Source organism: Nocardioides sp. WJ219 (assembly GCF_058559815.1).
This window is the reverse complement of the sequence record NZ_JBZUJV010000010.1, coordinates 96,201-113,727: the sequence shown is the minus strand read 5'-3', so window position 1 is coordinate 113,727 and position 17,527 is coordinate 96,201. Positions and strand designations below refer to the sequence as shown.

General features: G+C 73.0%; 9 protein-coding genes. 8 read left to right on the top strand and 1 reads right to left on the bottom strand.

What is annotated here, in order from left to right:
- Positions 1-108 precede the first annotated feature (108 nt).
- The 3 genes from AC4MBH_RS20045 (at position 109) to AC4MBH_RS20035 (ending at position 3,849) form a co-directional block, all read left to right on the top strand.
- Positions 109-936, top strand: a complete 828-nt coding sequence (locus AC4MBH_RS20045) for an endonuclease/exonuclease/phosphatase family protein (protein ID WP_491797164.1) — start codon at positions 109-111, stop codon at positions 934-936.
- Between the two features lie 135 nt (positions 937-1,071).
- Positions 1,072-2,892, top strand: a complete 1,821-nt coding sequence (locus AC4MBH_RS20040) for a DUF6020 family protein (RefSeq protein WP_491797163.1) — start codon at positions 1,072-1,074, stop codon at positions 2,890-2,892.
- 54 nt (positions 2,893-2,946) lie between these two features.
- Positions 2,947-3,849: an NAD(P)-dependent oxidoreductase gene (locus tag AC4MBH_RS20035; RefSeq protein WP_491797162.1), complete on the top strand. Its 903-nt coding sequence runs from the start codon at positions 2,947-2,949 to the stop codon at positions 3,847-3,849.
- Positions 3,850-3,900: 51 nt separating this feature from the next.
- On the opposite strand, the gene AC4MBH_RS20030 is transcribed toward AC4MBH_RS20035, so the two are convergent.
- A complete protein-coding gene (locus AC4MBH_RS20030; protein WP_491797161.1) occupies positions 3,901-4,701 on the bottom strand; it encodes an alpha/beta fold hydrolase in 801 nt (266 codons plus the stop codon).
- Between the two features lie 253 nt (positions 4,702-4,954).
- On the opposite strand from AC4MBH_RS20030, the gene rimO reads away from it, so the two are divergent.
- The 5 genes from rimO to AC4MBH_RS20005 all read left to right on the top strand — a co-directional run bounded on the left by rimO (position 4,955) and on the right by AC4MBH_RS20005 (position 17,494).
- Positions 4,955-6,346: a 30S ribosomal protein S12 methylthiotransferase RimO gene (gene rimO / locus AC4MBH_RS20025; RefSeq protein WP_491797160.1), complete on the top strand. Its 1,392-nt coding sequence runs from the start codon at positions 4,955-4,957 to the stop codon at positions 6,344-6,346.
- The gene (pgsA, locus tag AC4MBH_RS20020) at positions 6,343-6,972 is read left to right on the top strand and encodes a CDP-diacylglycerol--glycerol-3-phosphate 3-phosphatidyltransferase (RefSeq protein ID WP_491797159.1); all 630 of its coding nucleotides are present in this window, start codon (positions 6,343-6,345) and stop codon (positions 6,970-6,972) included. Before rimO ends, pgsA begins: the two co-directional genes overlap by 4 nt.
- Before the next feature lie 140 nt (positions 6,973-7,112).
- The gene (locus AC4MBH_RS20015) at positions 7,113-13,130 is read left to right on the top strand and encodes an ExeM/NucH family extracellular endonuclease (protein WP_491797158.1); all 6,018 of its coding nucleotides are present in this window, start codon (positions 7,113-7,115) and stop codon (positions 13,128-13,130) included.
- 29 nt (positions 13,131-13,159) lie between these two features.
- A complete protein-coding gene (locus AC4MBH_RS20010) occupies positions 13,160-13,621 on the top strand; it encodes a CinA family protein (protein ID WP_491797157.1) in 462 nt (153 codons plus the stop codon).
- A 147-nt stretch (positions 13,622-13,768) separates the two neighbouring features.
- Complete coding sequence (locus tag AC4MBH_RS20005; RefSeq protein ID WP_491797156.1) at positions 13,769-17,494, top strand: ExeM/NucH family extracellular endonuclease; 3,726 nt, start codon at positions 13,769-13,771, stop codon at positions 17,492-17,494.
- The last annotated feature ends 33 nt before the right edge of the window (positions 17,495-17,527 follow it).

The following is a 17,527-nucleotide window of genomic DNA, read 5'->3' as shown; positions in this document are numbered from 1 at the left end:
GAGGTTTCACCTGGGGTTCGGCGCCCGGCCACCCCTGCGTGGCGGGCCCGAGCGCCCCACTCGGTGGGATCGAGGCCCCCAGACGTCTCGGACCCCACGGAGCCCTCCATGCGCACCCGCCTGCTCGCCATCCGCACGCCGTTCCTGGTCGTGCTCGCCCTCGCCGCCCTGCTCCTCACGGCGCAGCCGGTCCTCGCCGGGAGCGACGGTGCCGAGCGTCACGGACCCGGTCGCGACCGCGATCGCGATCGCGAGGTCACGCTGCTGCAGGTCAACCAGTGCCTCTCCGGGCTGGCCGGTTGCTTCGGCAAGACCGAGTACCCGGCCGTCGTCGAGGAGACGATCGACCTGGTGCGCGAGCACGACGCCGACGTCGTGGTGCTCAACGAGTCGTGCCGTGAGGACGCCGAGCGCGTGGCCGCCGAGACCGGCCTGCACGTGCACTTCTCCACCGTCATCTACCGCGGTGCCGCGCTCCCGTGCCGCACGCCGGGGGAGCGAGGCGAGTTCGGCAACGCGGTCCTGACCGACGAGCCCGCCCTCGCGGTGCGCGACCAGGCCTACGCGGCCCAGGAGGGCGCGGAGGAGCGACGGCTCGCCTGCGTGCTCACCGACGGACTCACCGTCTGCGGGACCCACCTCTCCACCCGCGGCACCCCGGCCGCCCAGGCAGCCAACGACGGGCAGTGCGCCGAGCTCGCCGACACCGTCCGTCGGCTCGCGCGCCTGCAGCCGGTCGTCGCCTCCGGCGACGTCAACCGCCTGCCTGCCTGCCTCGACCGGCCCTTCCGCACCGTGACCGACGCGGCGGCCGTCCAGGCGCCGGGCATCCAGCACGTCTACGCCGACCCCCGCCTCGGCCGGGTGCGGGCGACCATCGAGCCCACCACCTACACCGACCACGACGTGATCGTGGCCCGGTTCCGCCGTCCCTGACCCGTCCCGGTGACCCAGACCGCCAAGACGGAGGGAGCGCTCCGTGCGGCGTCTTCGCCCTCGTCGTCGTCCCGTACGCCGCCGCCACCCTCGGAGGTCAGGGGCGGTCCTGGCGGCGGAGCGGTGCTCCGCGGCGTGCTCGCTGCGTCGGCGACCTGGGCCTCCCGGGCGGTGGCGTGGCTGACCGTGGCGGCGATCGCCGCGGCCGCCACCGCCGGCCTGCTCGAGCACCGACGGACGTCCGACACGTCGCCGTACCTGATGGTGACGCGGGAGGTCCGCGCCCAGCCTGTCGTCGTGCTGGTGCTGTTCGCCGCCGTCCTGCTGGTGTACGCGGCCGCGTTCAGGTGGGCGGTCCGTCGGGTCGGGGGCTGGCGGGAGGCGGCGTCGGTGGTCCCCGCCCCACGCGTGCTGGCGCGGCTGCCGGTCTTCCTCGACCACGTCTTCGCCAGGTGGTACCGAGTCCTGGCGCTCCTGGCCCTGATGTGGCTGCCCTGGTACGTCACGTCGTTCCCGGGTCAGCCGAGCCCCGACGCCGCCAACATGATGACCGAGTTCCTGCAGGTCCGGTCCGACTTCGCCGGTCCTGCGCTCGGGACGCCGGAGACGACGGCGCCGTTCGAGGACTACCCGACCTCGGCGTACCTGGTGCCCGAGGGGGAGCGCCTGTGGTCCAACCACCACCCGTTCTTCGTGATGCTCCTCTTCGGCTCCTTCGCGTGGCTGAGCATCGAGCTGACCGGCGGCGTCGTGGCCGGCGTCGTCGCTCTCTCGGCTCTCTCCGCGCTGGTGGCGCTGGCGGGGTTCACCCGCGCGTTGTCCGTCCTGGGCCGTCTCGTCACCGACTGGCGCCACCGGGCCCTGGCGCTGGGACTCCTCGGCGCGACGCCGCTCATCCCGCTGTGGAGCATGTCGCTGCACAAGAACCAGCTCTTCGCCGCGGCGTTCGTGTGGTGGCTGGCGCTGCTGGCCCAGCACCTGCACGGGACCGAACCGGTGGGCCGCCGCTGGGTCGCCGAGACGTCCCTGGTCTCGTTGCTGATGGCGGCCAGCGTGCAGTTCGGCTGGATCGTGCTCGTCGCCCAGGCTGCGGCGCTGCTGCTCGTCGGACGGCGTCGGTGGGCGCCGCTCGTCGCCCTCGCGGTGCCGGCCCTGCTGGTGCAGGGCAGCGTCGCGGCGCTCACCGCCACCGGCACCCTCATCCCGTCCGACCCCGTCGAGACCCGGGCGGTGCAGATGCAGACGCTCGCCCTCGTCATCCGTGAGCACCCCGACGCGCTGACCGCCGAGGAACGCGACCAGCTGGCGCCGCTGTTCGACCTCGAGGAGATGGTCGCCGACTTCAACCCCCAGACCTTCGACCCGATGAAGTCCACCGGGCCGGTCAACGGGTACAAGGGTGGGACGTTCCGGTGGCGCACGGTGCGGCCGTCCGACTGGGACGGCTTCGACGGCCTCGTGGCCCGGGTGGCCGCGAGACACCCCGACACCGTGGTCGACTCGCTGTTCCTGAAGTCCTACCGCTACCTCGACCCGCTCGGCGAGGGGACCAACTTCTACCCGCCGTGGTCCCCGTACTACGAGCGGACGATCGGCGACCAGCAGGTCTCCCCGATCGACCTCAACGCTGCGATGCGTTCGCGCGTGCAGACCGTCGGCCACGACTGCTTCGGCTCGCCGCTGTGCCGTCCGACGATGTCGCACACGGTGAAGACCATCGCCGTCGTGGTGCTGCTCGTCGCCGGCATCGCCGCGCGTCGCCGCTTCGCCTGGCTCTGGGCGCTGCCGTTCGCCCTGCAGCTCGCGATCGCCGGCGCCTCTCCGCTCAGTGCCAGCGGTCGCTACGTGCTGCCGTTCACGTTCGCCCTGGCCGTCGTGCTCCTGCTGCTCGCGATCCCCGACCGGCAGCGTGCGGGCTCGCCCGCCGTGGCGGAGGAGAACGGGACCGCTCCGTAGCCGCACACGTGCTGCGCTTGCCCTCAAGTGCGCTTGAAGTTCAAGACTGGTGGCATGACGACAACAGGAGCGAGGGCGGAGAAGGACCGGGCGCTGCCCGTCACGGTGCTCGGACTGGGGGCCATGGGCTCGGCGATGGCCCGAGTCCTCGTCGAGAACGGGCACGCCGTCACCGTCTGGAACCGCACGGTGAGCAAGACCGAGCCCCTGGCCGACCTGGGAGCCTCGGTCGCCGGAGACGCGGCCGAGGCAGTCGCTGCGAGCCCCCTCACGGTGCTGTGCGTCCTCGACCACGAGGCAGTCGAGGCGGTGCTCGCAGCCGTGGGCGCGGCGGTCGAGGGGACGACGCTGGTCAACGTCACCAGCGGCTCACCCGAGCGTGCGCGCGCTGTCCAGCAGTGGGCGACCGAGCACGGCGCGCGCTACCTGGACGGCGGCGTGATGGGCGATCCTCCGGACCTCGGTACCGGACACGTCATGCTCTTCTTCAGCGGCTCCCGGGAGGCGTACGAGACGTACGAACCGGTGCTCCGCGAGCTCGGCACGCCGGCGTACCACGGAGAGGACGCGGGCCTGGCCTCGGTCGAGTTCATGGCACAGGTCGCGGTGGCCTACGAGCTGCTCGTCGGGTTCCTCCACGCCCTGGACCTGGTGCGCAGGGAAGGGGTCGACCCTCTCGCGTTCGCTGCCCGGGTCGCCGACTCGATCGAGGCCTATCCCGCGCTGTTGAAGATGATCGGGCAGGCGGTCCGCGACGGGGAGTACCCGCCCGACCTCGGACCTCTCTCGGTGCAGCTGGCCCTGATGGACGACCTGGTGGACCACCGCGAGTCGTGGGGCGTCGACACGGTCAGGATGCGCGAGGTGCGCGAGCGGATGCGGAGGCGGGTGGCCAGCGGCCACGGTGACCATGGCTTCTCCAGCCTGATCGTCGACATCGAGGACCACGGCGGTTGAGGCCGCCGGTCAGGAGAGGCCGTCGCGCCCGTCCTGTCCCGTGCGGCGCCGTCAGCCGGCGAGGAACGCCCGTACCGGCGGGGCGACGGCCGCCGCGTCGACTGCGTGTCCGGGTGCGTCGATGCGGCGCCTGCTGGCGTGCGGCAGGGCCGTGGCCACGGCCTCGGCTGCTGCCTCGAAGAACTCGAGGGGAAGCGCAGGCATGAAGGGATCGGAGGTCGTCCGCGTGAGGACGAGGGTCTCCTGCCCGATGCGGGCGAAGTGGTCCGGGAGTGGTCCACCGTCACCGAGGACCGCGGCGTCGTGGGCGAGCGTCGGTGCGAGCGGGAGCAACCCGTCCCAGAACGGCGCTTCGCGCGCGCCCCTGAGGTCGTCCTCGCTGGCGCCACCCAGCCGCATGAACGCCGCGAGCGCCTCGTCGGCCCGCCCGTGCGCCAGCGCCTCGTCGAGGTCCTCGCGGTAGGCGCGCCAGCGCGCGGCCGCCTCAGGGCCGACGCTGTACGGCACGTCGTAGACCACGAGGCGACCCACCGGCAGGCCGGCTGCGGCCGCCTCCAGCGCGAGCGCCCCACCGCTCGACGCGCCGAACACGTGCGCCGAGCCGCCGGCTGCGTCGAGCAGCGCCGCCAGGTCCTCGAGCTCACGCTGGACGGCATAAGGCGGCGTGTCCCCGCTGTCGCCGCGTCCGCGGCGTGCGTGGCTGTAGACGGTGAAGTCGTCCGCCAGCCCGGGGATGAGCACGGCGTTCTCCGAGCCGTCGTCGAGCCCGCCCCCGACCAGCACGACCGGCGGCCCTTGTCCGCCTCTCCGGTAGGCGATCTGCGTGCCATCGGCGGACGTCACGGTCTGCATCCCACTGTCCATGCCCACTCCGACCGTCGATGCAGCCGATCCTCATCGCCCCGGGCCCCGCCAGGAGCAGCGCCGACTCGAGCCAGGTGTCGGTCGTCCGAGCCGTCCCCCGTGCGACGAGGGCCGCGAGAAGGCGAACGTCGCTCACGGCACCGCGGCGAACGGCGTCGGCTGCCGCCGCACGGTGAGCGGCAGGCCCCGCGACCGGGGATTCGGGCACCCCCGGCCGCGGCCGTCATACTGGGAGGTAGCCATGACGACCCACACCGCGCCCGCGAACCCCGAGCTCACCGTCGCGATGCTCACCCTCGGGTGCGCACGCAACGAGGTCGACTCCGAGGAGCTCGCGGGTCGGCTGGCCGCCGACGGGTTCCGGCTGGTGAGCAACCCCAGCGACGCCGACACGGTCGTGGTCAACACCTGCGGCTTCGTCGAGCAGGCCAAGAAGGACTCCGTCGACGCGCTCCTGGAGGCGGCCGACCTCAAGGAGTCCGGTCGCCCCCAGGCGGTCGTCGCGGTCGGGTGCCTGGCCGAGCGCTACGGCAAGGACCTCGCCGCGTCGCTGCCCGAGGCCGACGCGGTGCTCGGGTTCGACGACTACCCCGACATCGCCGGGCGGTTGCGCTCGATCGTGGCGGGGGAGACCCACCACCCGCACACGCCGTCCGACCGCCGGTTGCTGCTCCCGATCAGCCCCGCCGAGCGGCAGGCCCCCGAGGTCGCGCCCCGTGCCCGGCTCGAGTCGGGTCCGCTGGCGCCGCTGAAGCTGGCCAGCGGCTGCGACCGGCGCTGCACCTTCTGCGCGATCCCCAGCTTCCGCGGCTCGTTCGTGAGCCGCCGTCCCTCCGACGTGCTGGCCGAGGGGCAGTGGCTGGCGACCCAGGGCGCCCGCGAGCTGTTCCTGGTCTCGGAGAACTCCACCTCCTACGGCAAGGACCTCGGCGACCTGCGGCTCCTCGAGACCCTGCTGCCCGAGCTGAGCGCGATCGACGGCGTCGAGCGGGTCCGCGTGTCCTACCTGCAGCCGGCCGAGACCCGCCCGGGCCTGGTCGAGGCGATCGCCACCACGCCCGGCGTGGCGGCGTACTTCGACCTGTCCTTCCAGCACGCCAGTGCCACCGTGCTGCGCCGGATGCGCCGCTTCGGCGACCCCGAGAGCTTCCTCGGGCTGCTCGAGCAGGTGCGCTCGCACGCCCCGCTGGCCGGCGTCCGCTCCAACGTCATCGTCGGGTTCCCCGGCGAGACCGAGGACGACCTGCAGACGCTGTGCGACTTCCTCGAGGCCGCCCGTCTCGACGTCACCGGGGTCTTCGGCTACTCCGACGAGGACGGCACCGAGGCGGCCTCCTACGACGACAAGCTCGACCCCGACGAGGTGTGGGCCCGCGCCCAGCACGTCACCGCACTCGTCGAGGAGCTCACCGCCCAGCGGGCCGAGGAGCGTCTCGGCGAGGAGGTGCTGGTGCTGGTCGAGTCCGTCGAGGACGGCGTGGCCGAGGGCCGTGCCGCCCACCAGGGCCCCGAGGTCGATGGCACCACCGCTCTCACCGACGCGTCGTACGCCGTCGGCGACCTCGTGCCGGCGCTCGTCGTCGGCACCGACGGGGTCGACCTGGTCGCCCGGCCGACCGGGTCCGCGCGGTGACCGAGCAGCCGGCGCAGCCCGCGCCGGACCGGCAGGTCAGCAACTGGAACCTGCCCAACGCGCTCACCGTGCTGCGGATCGCGCTGGTGCCGGTCTACGGCTGGTTCCTGCTCGGCCACGACCACGACTCCGTGCTGTGGCGCACCCTGGCCTGGGTGGTCTTCGCGATCGCGATGATCACCGACAAGGTCGACGGCGACATCGCCCGCGCCCGCGGCCTGGTCACCGACTTCGGCAAGATCGCCGACCCGATCGCCGACAAGGCGCTGACCGGGATGGCGTTCGTCGCGCTCTCGATCACCGGTGACATCTGGTGGGCGGTGACGATCGTGGTGCTCACCCGCGAGTGGACGGTGACCCTGCTGCGCCTCTCGGTGGCCAAGGACGTCGTGATGGCGGCCTCCCAGAACGGCAAGATCAAGACCACCCTGCAGGCCGGCGCTCTCGGGTTCCTCACCCTGCCGCTGCGCCAGCTCGACGGCTGGGCCGACGTGCCCGGTGACGTGGTGTTCTACGCCGCCCAGGTCCTGCTGGCCGGCGCCGTCGCGATGACCCTGTGGTCGGGCTACGAGTTCTTCCGGGACTTCTGGCGCGCGCGCCACGACCGGACGTCTGCCGCCACCTGAGGCACCCGGCCGGGTGTTTTGAAGTTGTTAGCCCAGAGTCTTCACAATCTGTCGGCGGTCGCGGTTACCGTTCAGTTCTTCCCCCACGCGCTGTGCCATCCTGCTGTGCTCTTTTTCGTCCCTCGAAGGGTCTTCTGTCTGTGTTCAAGCACGTCTCAGCGCGCCGGAGCCTGATCGGCTCCGTCGTCGCCGGCCTCGTGGCCGCTCCTCTCGCTCTCGGGTTCGCTCCCGCCCAAGCCGACGTCTCCACCAAGATCTCGACGTTCCCGTACGTCCAGGACTGGTCCAACGCCGGTCTGATCACCGCCAACGACAGCTGGTCCGGCGTCCCCGGCGTCCAGGGTTACCTCGGCGCCGAGCTCACCGGGGCTACCGGTGTCGACCCCCAGACATTGGTCGCCGACGGAAGCACCACGACTGACGTCGTCGCCAACCAGCCGGCCACCGCGAACAACGGCGGGGTCATCGAGGTCGACGGACAGTCGATCGCCATCCAGGGCAGCGGCTCTGCTGGTGCGCCGCACGTCGTGTTCCACCTCGACCTGACCGGCAAGACCGGGACCACCTTCGCGTTCAACGCCAAGGACCTCGACGTCTCCGTGGACAACGCGATCCAGCAGGTCGCGGTGCAGTACCGCGTCGGTGCCACCGGTGCCTACACCAACCTCCCGGCCGGCTACATCGCCGACGCCACCACCGCGAGCGCCGCGACCCAGGTGACCGCGAAGACGGTGCCGCTCCCGGCGGCCGTCGACAACCAGTCCAGCGTCTTCGTCCGCGTGCTGACCACCAACGCCGTGGGCAACGACGAGCTCGTCGGCATCGACGACATCAACATCACCTCCGGCGGCGGCACCTCCGCCCTGTCGGCCACCGACCCGGGCGACAAGACCCTCGCCGTGAACCAGGCGATCACGCCGTTCACGCTCGCCGCCGCGGGCGGCGCCACGCCGTACACGTGGACCTCCAGCACCCTGCCCGCCGGCCTCACGCTGGCCGGGAACGGCACGGTCTCGGGCACGCCCACCGCCACCGGCACCACCACGGTGACCGCCACGGTCACCGACGGCAGCGGCGCGACGGCGACCACCGAGTTCGTCATCACCGTCAACGAGCCCGCCGCCCCGATCTCGATCGCCCAGGTCCAGGGCACCGGCGCCACCACGCCGCTGCTCGGCCAGACCGTCACCACGCAGGGCGTCGTGACCGCGTCGTTCCCGACCGGCGGCCTCAACGGCTTCTTCATCCAGACCGGCGGCACCACCAACACGCCCGACGCCTCCGACGGCGTCTTCGTCTACGGCGGCCCGAGCGGCTTCGCGTCCTACCCGGCCGTCGGCGACTCGGTGCGGGTGACCGGTGCCGCCGGAGAGTTCTCCGGCGCCACCCAGATCGCGGCGACCAACGTCAGCCCCGTGACGCCCGCCCTGCCGGCCGTCGTCGCGCAGGCCCAGGTGCCGGGCACGACGTGCGCCCTGCCGGGCACCGACTGCCTGACCGGCGCCGCGCTCGACGCCGCCCGTGAGGTCCACGAGGGCGAACTGTTCCAGCCCACCGCCGACTACACCGTCACCGACGTCTACGACGGGTCCCCGTTCCCGAGCACCCGCTCGACGTTCGACGGCGAGATCGGCCTCGCGGCCAACAGCGACGTACCGCTGGTCAACCTCACCGAGGCCGTCGACGCCCAGGACGCCGCCGGCATCGCCGCACGCCGCGCCTACAACGACGCGCACCGGATCATCCTCGACGACGGGTCGAGCACCGACTACACGGCCAACACCGGGCAGCCCTTCCCCTGGCTCACGGCCACCCACTCGGTCCGGGTCGCCGCCGCGGTGACGTTCACCGACCCGGTCGTGCTCAACTTCGGCTTCGGCGTCTGGCGCTTCCTGCCCCAGCAGCAGGTCGTCGGTGACCCGAGCGGCACCATCGACTTCGAGCAGACGCGCGCGCAGAACCTCAAGCCCGCCGACGTCGGCGGCGACCTCACGCTCGCCACGTTCAACGTGCTCAACTACTTCACCACCCTGGGCGCCGACGTCGCGGGCTGCCAGGCCTACAGCGACCGGCAGGGCAACCCGATCAGCACCCGCACGTGCTCGGGCGACAACGGTCCCCGCGGTGCCTGGAACGCGGCCAACCTGGCGCGCCAGCAGGTCAAGATCGTCAACTCGATCAACACCCTCGACGCCGACATCGTCGCGCTCGAGGAGATCGAGAACTCCCGCAAGGTCGACGGCGTCGACCGTGACGAGGCCGTCTCGGCCCTCGTCGACGCGCTGAACGCCGACGCCGGCGGCCCGCCCCGTTGGGCCTTCGTCGACTCGCCCGCCGTGCTGCCGACCGTCGCCGAGGAAGACGTCATCCGTCCGGGCTTCATCTACAACCCGGCCACCGTGTCCCTCGTGGGTGCGTCGCAGGTGCTCGTCGGCTCGGCCCCGTTCAGCAACGCTCGTGAGCCCTTCGCGCAGGTCTTCAAGGCCACCGGCACCGACGACGCCGAGGGCTTCGCCGTGATCGCCAACCACTTCAAGTCCAAGGGCTCCGGCACCAACGATGGCACCGGCCAGGGCAACGCCAACCCCGACCGGGTGGCCCAGGCCGAGGCCCTCGTCGACTTCGCCGACGAGTTCGCCGCCGCGCGCGGCGTCGAGAAGATCTACCTGGCCGGTGACTTCAACGCCTACTCCAAGGAGGACCCGATCCAGGCCCTCGAGGCGGCTGGCTACACCAACCTGGAGTCGACCGTCGAGCCGGGAGAGAAGAGCTACACCTTCGACGGTGGCATCGGCTCGCTCGACCACGTCCTGGTCAACGAGGCCGCCGAGCCCGACGTGACCGGTGTCGACATCTGGGCGACCAACGCCTACGAGTCGGTGTACTACGAGTACAGCCGGTTCAACTACAACGTCACCAACCTCTACACCGAGAGCCCGTTCCGGGCCTCCGACCACAACCCCGAGATCGTCGGCATCAACGTCCCCGACGTCGTCGAGGAGACGGCCACGGTGACCGCCGACGACAAGACGGTGATCCCCGGACGCGACACGACCCTGGCGGTCACCGTGACCGGCACCGGCGCCACGCCGACCGGCACCGTCACGGTCACCAACGGCGCGACCACCCTGGGCACCGCCACGCTGGCCAACGGCACGGCCACCGTCGCCGTCGACAGCTCCGGGCTGGCCGAGGGCACCTACACCCTCACGGTCAGCTACGCCGGTGACGCGACGTACCCCGCCGCGACCGACACCCTGGTCCTGACGGTCCAGGAGCCGGCCACGCGCCAGATCCAGATCCTCGGCATCAACGACTTCCACGGCCGTCTGCTCAACAACGCCGCGGGCGCCCCGGGCAGCGCAACCGGTACGCCGCCGGGCCCGAACACCTCGGTCGACCAGCAGGCCGGAGCCGCGATCCTGTCCGGAGCGGTCAAGCAGCTGCGCGGCCAGAACCCCGACACGGTGTTCGCCGCCGCCGGTGACCTCATCGGTGCCTCGACGTTCGAGTCGTTCATCCAGAACGACGAGCCGACCATCGACGCGCTCAACGAGGCCGGCCTCGAGGTCTCCGCTGCGGGCAACCACGAGTTCGACCAGGGCTACGAGGACCTCGTCGGCCGGGTGCAGAGCCGCGCCGAGTGGGAGTACATCGCCGCCAACATCAACGAGCCCAACGGGCGTGACGAGCTGGCCGAGTCCTGGTTCAAGGACTTCGGCGACGTGCGCGTCGGCTTCGTCGGCGCGGTGACCGAGGACCTCCCGTCCCTGGTCTCGCCCGACGGCATCCAGGGCGTCACGGTCACCAACATCGTGGCCGCGACCAACGCCGAGGCCGACCGCCTCGAGCAGGCCGGCGCCGACGTGATCGTGCTCCTCGTCCACGAGGGTGCGACCAGCACCAACTGCGCGACCATGAACGACGCGTCGACGGCGTTCGGCCGCATCGTCACCGGTGTCAACGACAGGGTCGACGCCATCGTGTCCGGCCACACCCACCTGGCCTACGACTGCTCCTTCCCGGTCGCCGGCTGGTCCGGTCGCCCGGTGACCGAGCGCCCCGTGGTCTCCGCGGGTCAGTACGGCACCAACCTCAACCGGCTGACCTTCACGGTCGACACCGCCACCGGTGCGGTCCAGGCCAAGGGGCAGGCGCTCCTGCCGCTCAAGCTGCCGACGGCCCCGTTCACCCCGCAGTACCAGCCCGACCCGGCCGTCACCGCGATCGTCGCCGACGCCATCACCAAGGCGGAGCCGCTCGGCGCCGTCGAGGTCGGCAAGATCGCGGCACCGTTCTCGCGGGCCAAGTTCGGCGACGGCATCCGTGAGAACCGCGGTGGCGAGTCGACCCTCGGCAACCTGGTCGCCGAGATCCAGCGGTGGGCGACGCGCAGTCCCGAGTCGGGCTCGGCGCAGATCGCGCTGATGAACCCGGGCGGGCTCCGGGCCGACCTGGTCGGCACTGCCGCCGACGGGTCGCGCAGGCTCACCTACCGCGAGGCCGCCAACGTGCAGCCGTTCGCCAACACGCTGGTCAACATGGACCTGACGGGCGCCCAGCTCGAGACGGTCCTCGAGCAGCAGTGGCAGCTGACCGCGGGAGGCACCGTGCCGAGCCGGCCGTTCCTCAAGCTCGGTCAGTCCAACGGGTTCGAGTACACCTACACGACGTCGGTGGTGCCGACGCCGTCGACCACCGACGCCGTCGAGGCGACGTACACGCAGGGTGAGATCACGAGCATGACGCTCAACGGCGTCGAGCTCCTGCCCGCCCAGATCTACTCGGTCACGGTCAACTCGTTCCTCGCCTCCGGTGGCGACAACTTCCGCGAGCTGGCCAACGGCACCGGTCGGCAGGACACCGGCAAGGCCGACCTGCAGGCGCAGGTCGACTACTTCGAGCAGGTCGTCGGCACCACCCCGCTGGTGCCCGACCACTCCCAGCGCGCCGTCGGCGTCGCCTTCCCGGGGCAGGACAGCTCGGTCGCGGCCGGCGAGTCCCTCACCTTCAACCTGACGTCGCTCATCATGACCGGCGTCGCGGGCGGGGTCACCGACCCCAAGGACACCTCGGTCACGGTCAGCCTCGGCGGCACGTCGCTCGGGTCCTTCGAGGTCGACACCACCGTGCCCAACCCGGGCACGGTCGCCGGCCAGGCCGACGCCGCCTCGACGGACGAGTCCGGCAAGGCCACGGTCACCGTCACGATCCCGCGCGGCACCGCTCCGGGTGTCCGCAACCTGACCGTGAGCGGCTCCACCACGGGCACCGAGGTCCTGGTGCCGATCACGGTCGAGCAGGGCGCTCCGGTCGCCTCGACCGTCACGGGCGAGGCCGACCCGGTCACGTTCGGTGAGTCCGCCGCCGTCGACATCACGGTCACCTCCTCCGGTGTCACCGGGGCGTCGCCGACCGGCGCCGTCACCGTGCTCGACGGCACCACCGAGGTGGCCACCGGCGAGGTCGTCGACGGCAAGGTCACCGTCACCATCCCGGCGTCGGCGCTCGAGGTGGGCGACAACACGTTCGGCCTGTCCTACGCGGGCGACCTCAACAACCTGCCGAGCACCGGCTCGGTCACCGTGACCGTCGCCCAGGCCCCGGCCACGGTGACGGCCACCGTCACCCCGGCCCGTCCCGAGGTGAAGAAGGACCGCAGCCGGTTCACCGTCACGGTGAGCGCCGAGGGCCACACCCCGACCGGCAACGTGCTGATCCTGCGCGGCAGCACGCCGATCGCCGCCGGCACCCTCGCCGACGGCAAGGTGACGATCACGACGCCCGCGTGGAGCACGGTCGGCACCCAGTCGCTGCAGGTCCGCTACCTCGGGGACGCCGCCACCACGGCCGCGGCCGTGGGCGTCAGGGTCGTCGTCGTCAAGCAGACCCCGAGCATGACGGTCACCGCACCGGCCAAGGTCAAGAAGAACGCGACCCCGACCGTCAAGGCCACGCTCAAGGCGGTCGGCACGACGGCCACCGGCAAGGTGTCCTTCACCTTTGGCGGCAAGACGGTGACCAGGACGCTCAGCGGGCAGAAGGCGAGCCTGAAGCTGCCCAAGCTGAAGAAGACCACCAAGGTCACGGTCCGGTACCTCGGCAACGGCCTGCTCACCGCGGTGTCCCGCAGCACGACGATCAGGGTCACGAAGTAACCCGCAGGTCCCACGGCCTCCCGGAGCAGGTGCACCACCTGCTCCGGGAGGCTTCCTGCACTCTCGCCACTGCCGAGTCCCTCACCGGAGGGCAGCTGGCGGCGGCGCTCACCGCCGTGCCCGGCGCCTCGGCCACGTTCCGGGGTGGTGTGGTGGCCTACGCCACCGAGCTCAAGGTGCAGCTGCTCGGCGTGCCCGAGGACCTCGTCGCCTCCGTCGGCGTCGTCTCGGCCGAGTGCGCCGCGGCGATGGCCCGAGGCGTGCGGCGGCTCACCGGGGCGACGTACGGCGTCGCGACGACGGGGGTCGCCGGACCGACCGAGCAGGAGGGCAAGCCCGTCGGGACCGTGTACGTCGGCATCGACGGGCCCACCGGTGTGCGGGTGGTGGCGCTGGAGCTGCGCGGACGGCGCGACGAGATCGTGCAGCGCACCTGCACCGAGGCGCTGACGGCGCTCGTCCAGCACCTCGATCCGACGCGCCAGGGCTAAAGCCGGGGTTCCTCCGAGCCGAGGAGATGGTCAGGGACCATCGGCGACCCTTCATTCGCCGACCGGTCCCACCCCCCACCCCCCCTCAGTCGCGGTCCGACGGTGCCCCGGAGCCGTCCGGGCAGCGACGTCCTCTAAGGACGCCCGATGCCCCCACGCTCCTCCGCACGTCGTGCCACGGTGACCGGTCTGACCGCGGCCCTGGTCGCGGGATCCCTGACCGCTGCGATCGGCAGCCCGCTCCCGGCCCGCGCGGCGGAGCCGGGGGGCCCGGACGCCTCGGCCGCGTCGCGGCTGGTCTGCCCGCCGGCGCCGCAGACGATCGCGCAGGTGCAGGGCACCGACTCCCAGTCGCCCTGCGTGGGCACGTCGGTGACGACGGTGGGCGTGGTCACGGCCTCCTACCCCACGGGCGGTCGCGACGGCTTCTTCCTCCAGTCCGGCGGGTCCCCGGACACCCCGGACGCCTCCGACGCCGTCTTCGTGCACAGCGCCGGGGGAACCGGGCTGCCGGAGGCCGGCGAGTCCGTCCGCGTCACGGGTGTCGTCGCCGAGGTCGCGGGCACCACCACCGTCGAGCTCGCCGCGGGTGGCCTGACCCGCGTCGCCGCGCTGCCCGGGGTGGTCCCGCTCAGCACCGTCCCCGGCGCCGACTGCGCCCTCGGGGCGTGCCCCGGTCCGCTGTCCCTCGACGCCGCCCGGGAGGCCCACGAGGGGGAGCTCGTCGAACCGGTCGCCGGCTACACCGTCACCGGTGCCGACAGCTCGCGCTGGCGGCCCGGCCAGGCGTTGGAGATCCGCGGCGAGGTGGTCCTCGCCGCCGACAGCGACGTCCCGCTCGTCGCGCCCACCGAGGTGGCCGACGCCCTCGACCTCGCGGCGATCGCTGCCCGCACGGCGTACAACCGGGCGCACCGGCTCGTGCTCGACGACGGCGCCGCCCTCGACTTCGCCACCCCTGCCCACCGGGACGAGCCGCTGCCCTGGCACGCCGAGGGCTACGCGGTGCGCGTCGGGGCGGCGGTGACGTTCCCGGCGCCGGTCGTCCTCGAGCAGCGGGACGACGCCTGGGTGCTGCAGCCGCGCCAGCAGGTCAGCGGCGCCCCCTTCGGCCACGTCGACTTCGCCCAGCCGCGCCCGCTGCGGCCCGCCGACGTCGGGGGAGACGTCACCCTCGCCAGCGTCGACGCCGCCGGCTACTTCACCACCCTCGGCGCGACCGTCCCCGGCTGCACGTCGTACGACGACCGCTGGGGCGAGCCGGTCGCGGTCGCGCAGTGCCCCGGCACCGGCCCGCAGGGCGCCTGGAACGCCGACGACCTCGCGCGCCAGCAGGTCAAGCTGGTCAACGCGGTCAACGCCCTGGAGGTCGACGTCGTCGCCCTCGAGGGCATCGAGAACAGCGCGACCGTGCGCGGCGCCGGTCGCGACGCCGCCCTGGCCACCCTCGTCGGCGCGCTCAACGCCGACGCCGGCGGCAACGAGGCCCGCTGGGCCCACGTCGCGTCGCCGGCTGACGAGCCGCTGACCGACGACGGCGTGCTGCGCACCGCGTTGCTCTACGACCCCAGCACCGTGCGTCCCGTGGGCGCCTCGGCGTTCCTCGACGACCTGCTGCTCGCCGGCGTCAGCCGCCCGCAGGCCCAGGTGTTCAAGACGCCCGGCACCCTCGACACCGAGGGCTTCGCCGTCGTCGTGGGCGAGCTCACCGGGCGCGACCGCGGCACCCCGGACCCGACCGGCCAGGGCACCGGCAACCTCGAGCGGGTCATGCAGGTCGGCGCGCTCGCGACCCGCGCCCAGGAGTTCGCGGCCCTGCGCGGCGTCCGGCGCACCTTCCTCACCGGTGGGTTCAACGCCCTGTCCCACGAGGACCCGGTGCAGGCGGTCGAGGCCGCCGGCTTCACCCGGCTCGAACCGACCATCGACGACACCCGCCGCACCGACAGCCTCGACGGCACCGTCGGCTCGCTCGGCCACGTCTTCGCCCACGACCTCGCCGTGACCGACGTGACGGGGGTCGACGTGTGGACGGTGGGGGCCTACGAGTCCCTGCACCGCGCCTGGAACCGGCACGAGGCCACGGCCTCCTCCCTGGTCGGCGACGACCCGTCCCGCGCGACCGACCGCAACCCGCTGGTGGTCGGCATCGACGTGCCCGACGCGACCCTGGCGGTCCCCGTGGTGACCGCGCCCGACGTGACCGCCGAGCGCGGCACGGACGCCCTGGTGCCGGTCACCGTCGCCGGTGACGGCACGCCGACCGGCACGGTCGAGGTGCTGCACGGCACGCTGCCGCTGGGCTCGGGCACGCTGACCGACGGCACCGCCACCGTCGTCGTCGACTCCTCCCACCTCCCGCGCGGCGCCCACCCGCTGACCGTCCGCTACAGCGGCGACACCCTGCACGACCGGGCTGCGACCGCCCTCACCCTGACCGTCCGGGCCAGCACCAGCCCCACGCGGCTGCGCGCCACCGCCGCGTCCGTCGAGCAGGGGCGGCCGGCCACGGTGGCGGTGGCCGTCGAGGCCCTCGAGGGCGACGGCGTCCCGAGCGGGGTCGTCACGCTGCGCGACGGCGCCACCATCGTCGGGTCGGCATCGCTGGGGCAGGGCGCTGCCTCGCTCGCCGTTCCCGCCTCCGAGCTGGAGGTCGGCGACAACGTCTTCTCGGTCGGCTACGGGGGCGACGCCACGCACGACCCGAGCACCGGCAGCGTCCTGGTGCGGGTCACCAAGCTGCGCCGGGCCTCCGTCGTCAGCAGCACCGACCGCAGCGTCGTCCTGGGCCAGCCGGCCGACCTCGACGTCGTCGTCGCGGCGGCCGACGGCAGCGGTGAGCCCACCGGCACCGTCACCCTGCGCGAGGGCGCCACCACGGTCGACGTCGTCGAGCTGGCCGGTGGCGCCGGCACCGTCACGGTGCCCGCCTCCGCCCTGGAACCGGGGCCCAACGCCTTCACGCTGGGCTACTCCGGCGACGAGGAGCTCATCGCGAGCACGGCCACGGTCGGAGTCCGCGCCCGGGTCGCGGGGCAGGTCACCGCGTCGTCCCCGGCCGTCGCCTACGGCCGCCCCGGCACCCTGACCGTCACGGTGGGCTCCGCGGCGGGCGCCCCGGCCCCCGCCGGCGAGATCACCGTCAACGCGGGCTCCGTGTCGCTCGACCGCGCCACGCTGGGGACACAGGGCCGCGGGACGCTCGTCGTCCCGGCCCGGAGCCTCCCGCCCGGCACCCACACGCTCGACCTCGGCTACGCCGGGGACGGCGCCCACACCGCCGCGCAGGGCACGGCGGTCCTGGTGGTCACCAAGGCCGCGCCCACCGTGACCCTCACGCTGCCGCCCCGGCCGCCGGCCGTGCTGCGTGATCGCACCACCGTCGGGGTCGGCGTGACCACCGTCGGGTTCACCCCGACCGGCACCGTGACGCTCTACGACGGCGCCACCGCCCTGGGCACCGTGCCCCTGACGAACGGGACGGCGACGTTCGCCCTCGCCCCGTGGCGCCGGACCGGGACGATCGCGCTCCGCGCCGTCTACAGCGGCGACGACCGTGCCGACCCGGCCGAGGCCGGCGGCTCGGTCGCGGTGGCCAAGCAGGCGCCCACGCTCCGGGTCACGGCTCCGACGTCGGCCAGGAAGAGGTCGCGTCCCACCGTCGAGGTCGTCCTCGCCGCCGTCGGCACCGCCGTCACCGGCCGGGTCGTCGTCGTCGCCGGCCGGGCCAAGCCGCTGACCGCGACGCTGGCGGGAGGCAAGGCGGCGGTGCGGCTCGGCAGGCTGATGGCCACCACCAAGGTCACCGTCCGCTACGGCGGCACCGCACTCCTCGCCCCGGTGACCAAGACGGTCACCATCAAGGTCCGGTAGCCGACCGTGCCGGGCACGTGGAGACGAGGCGGT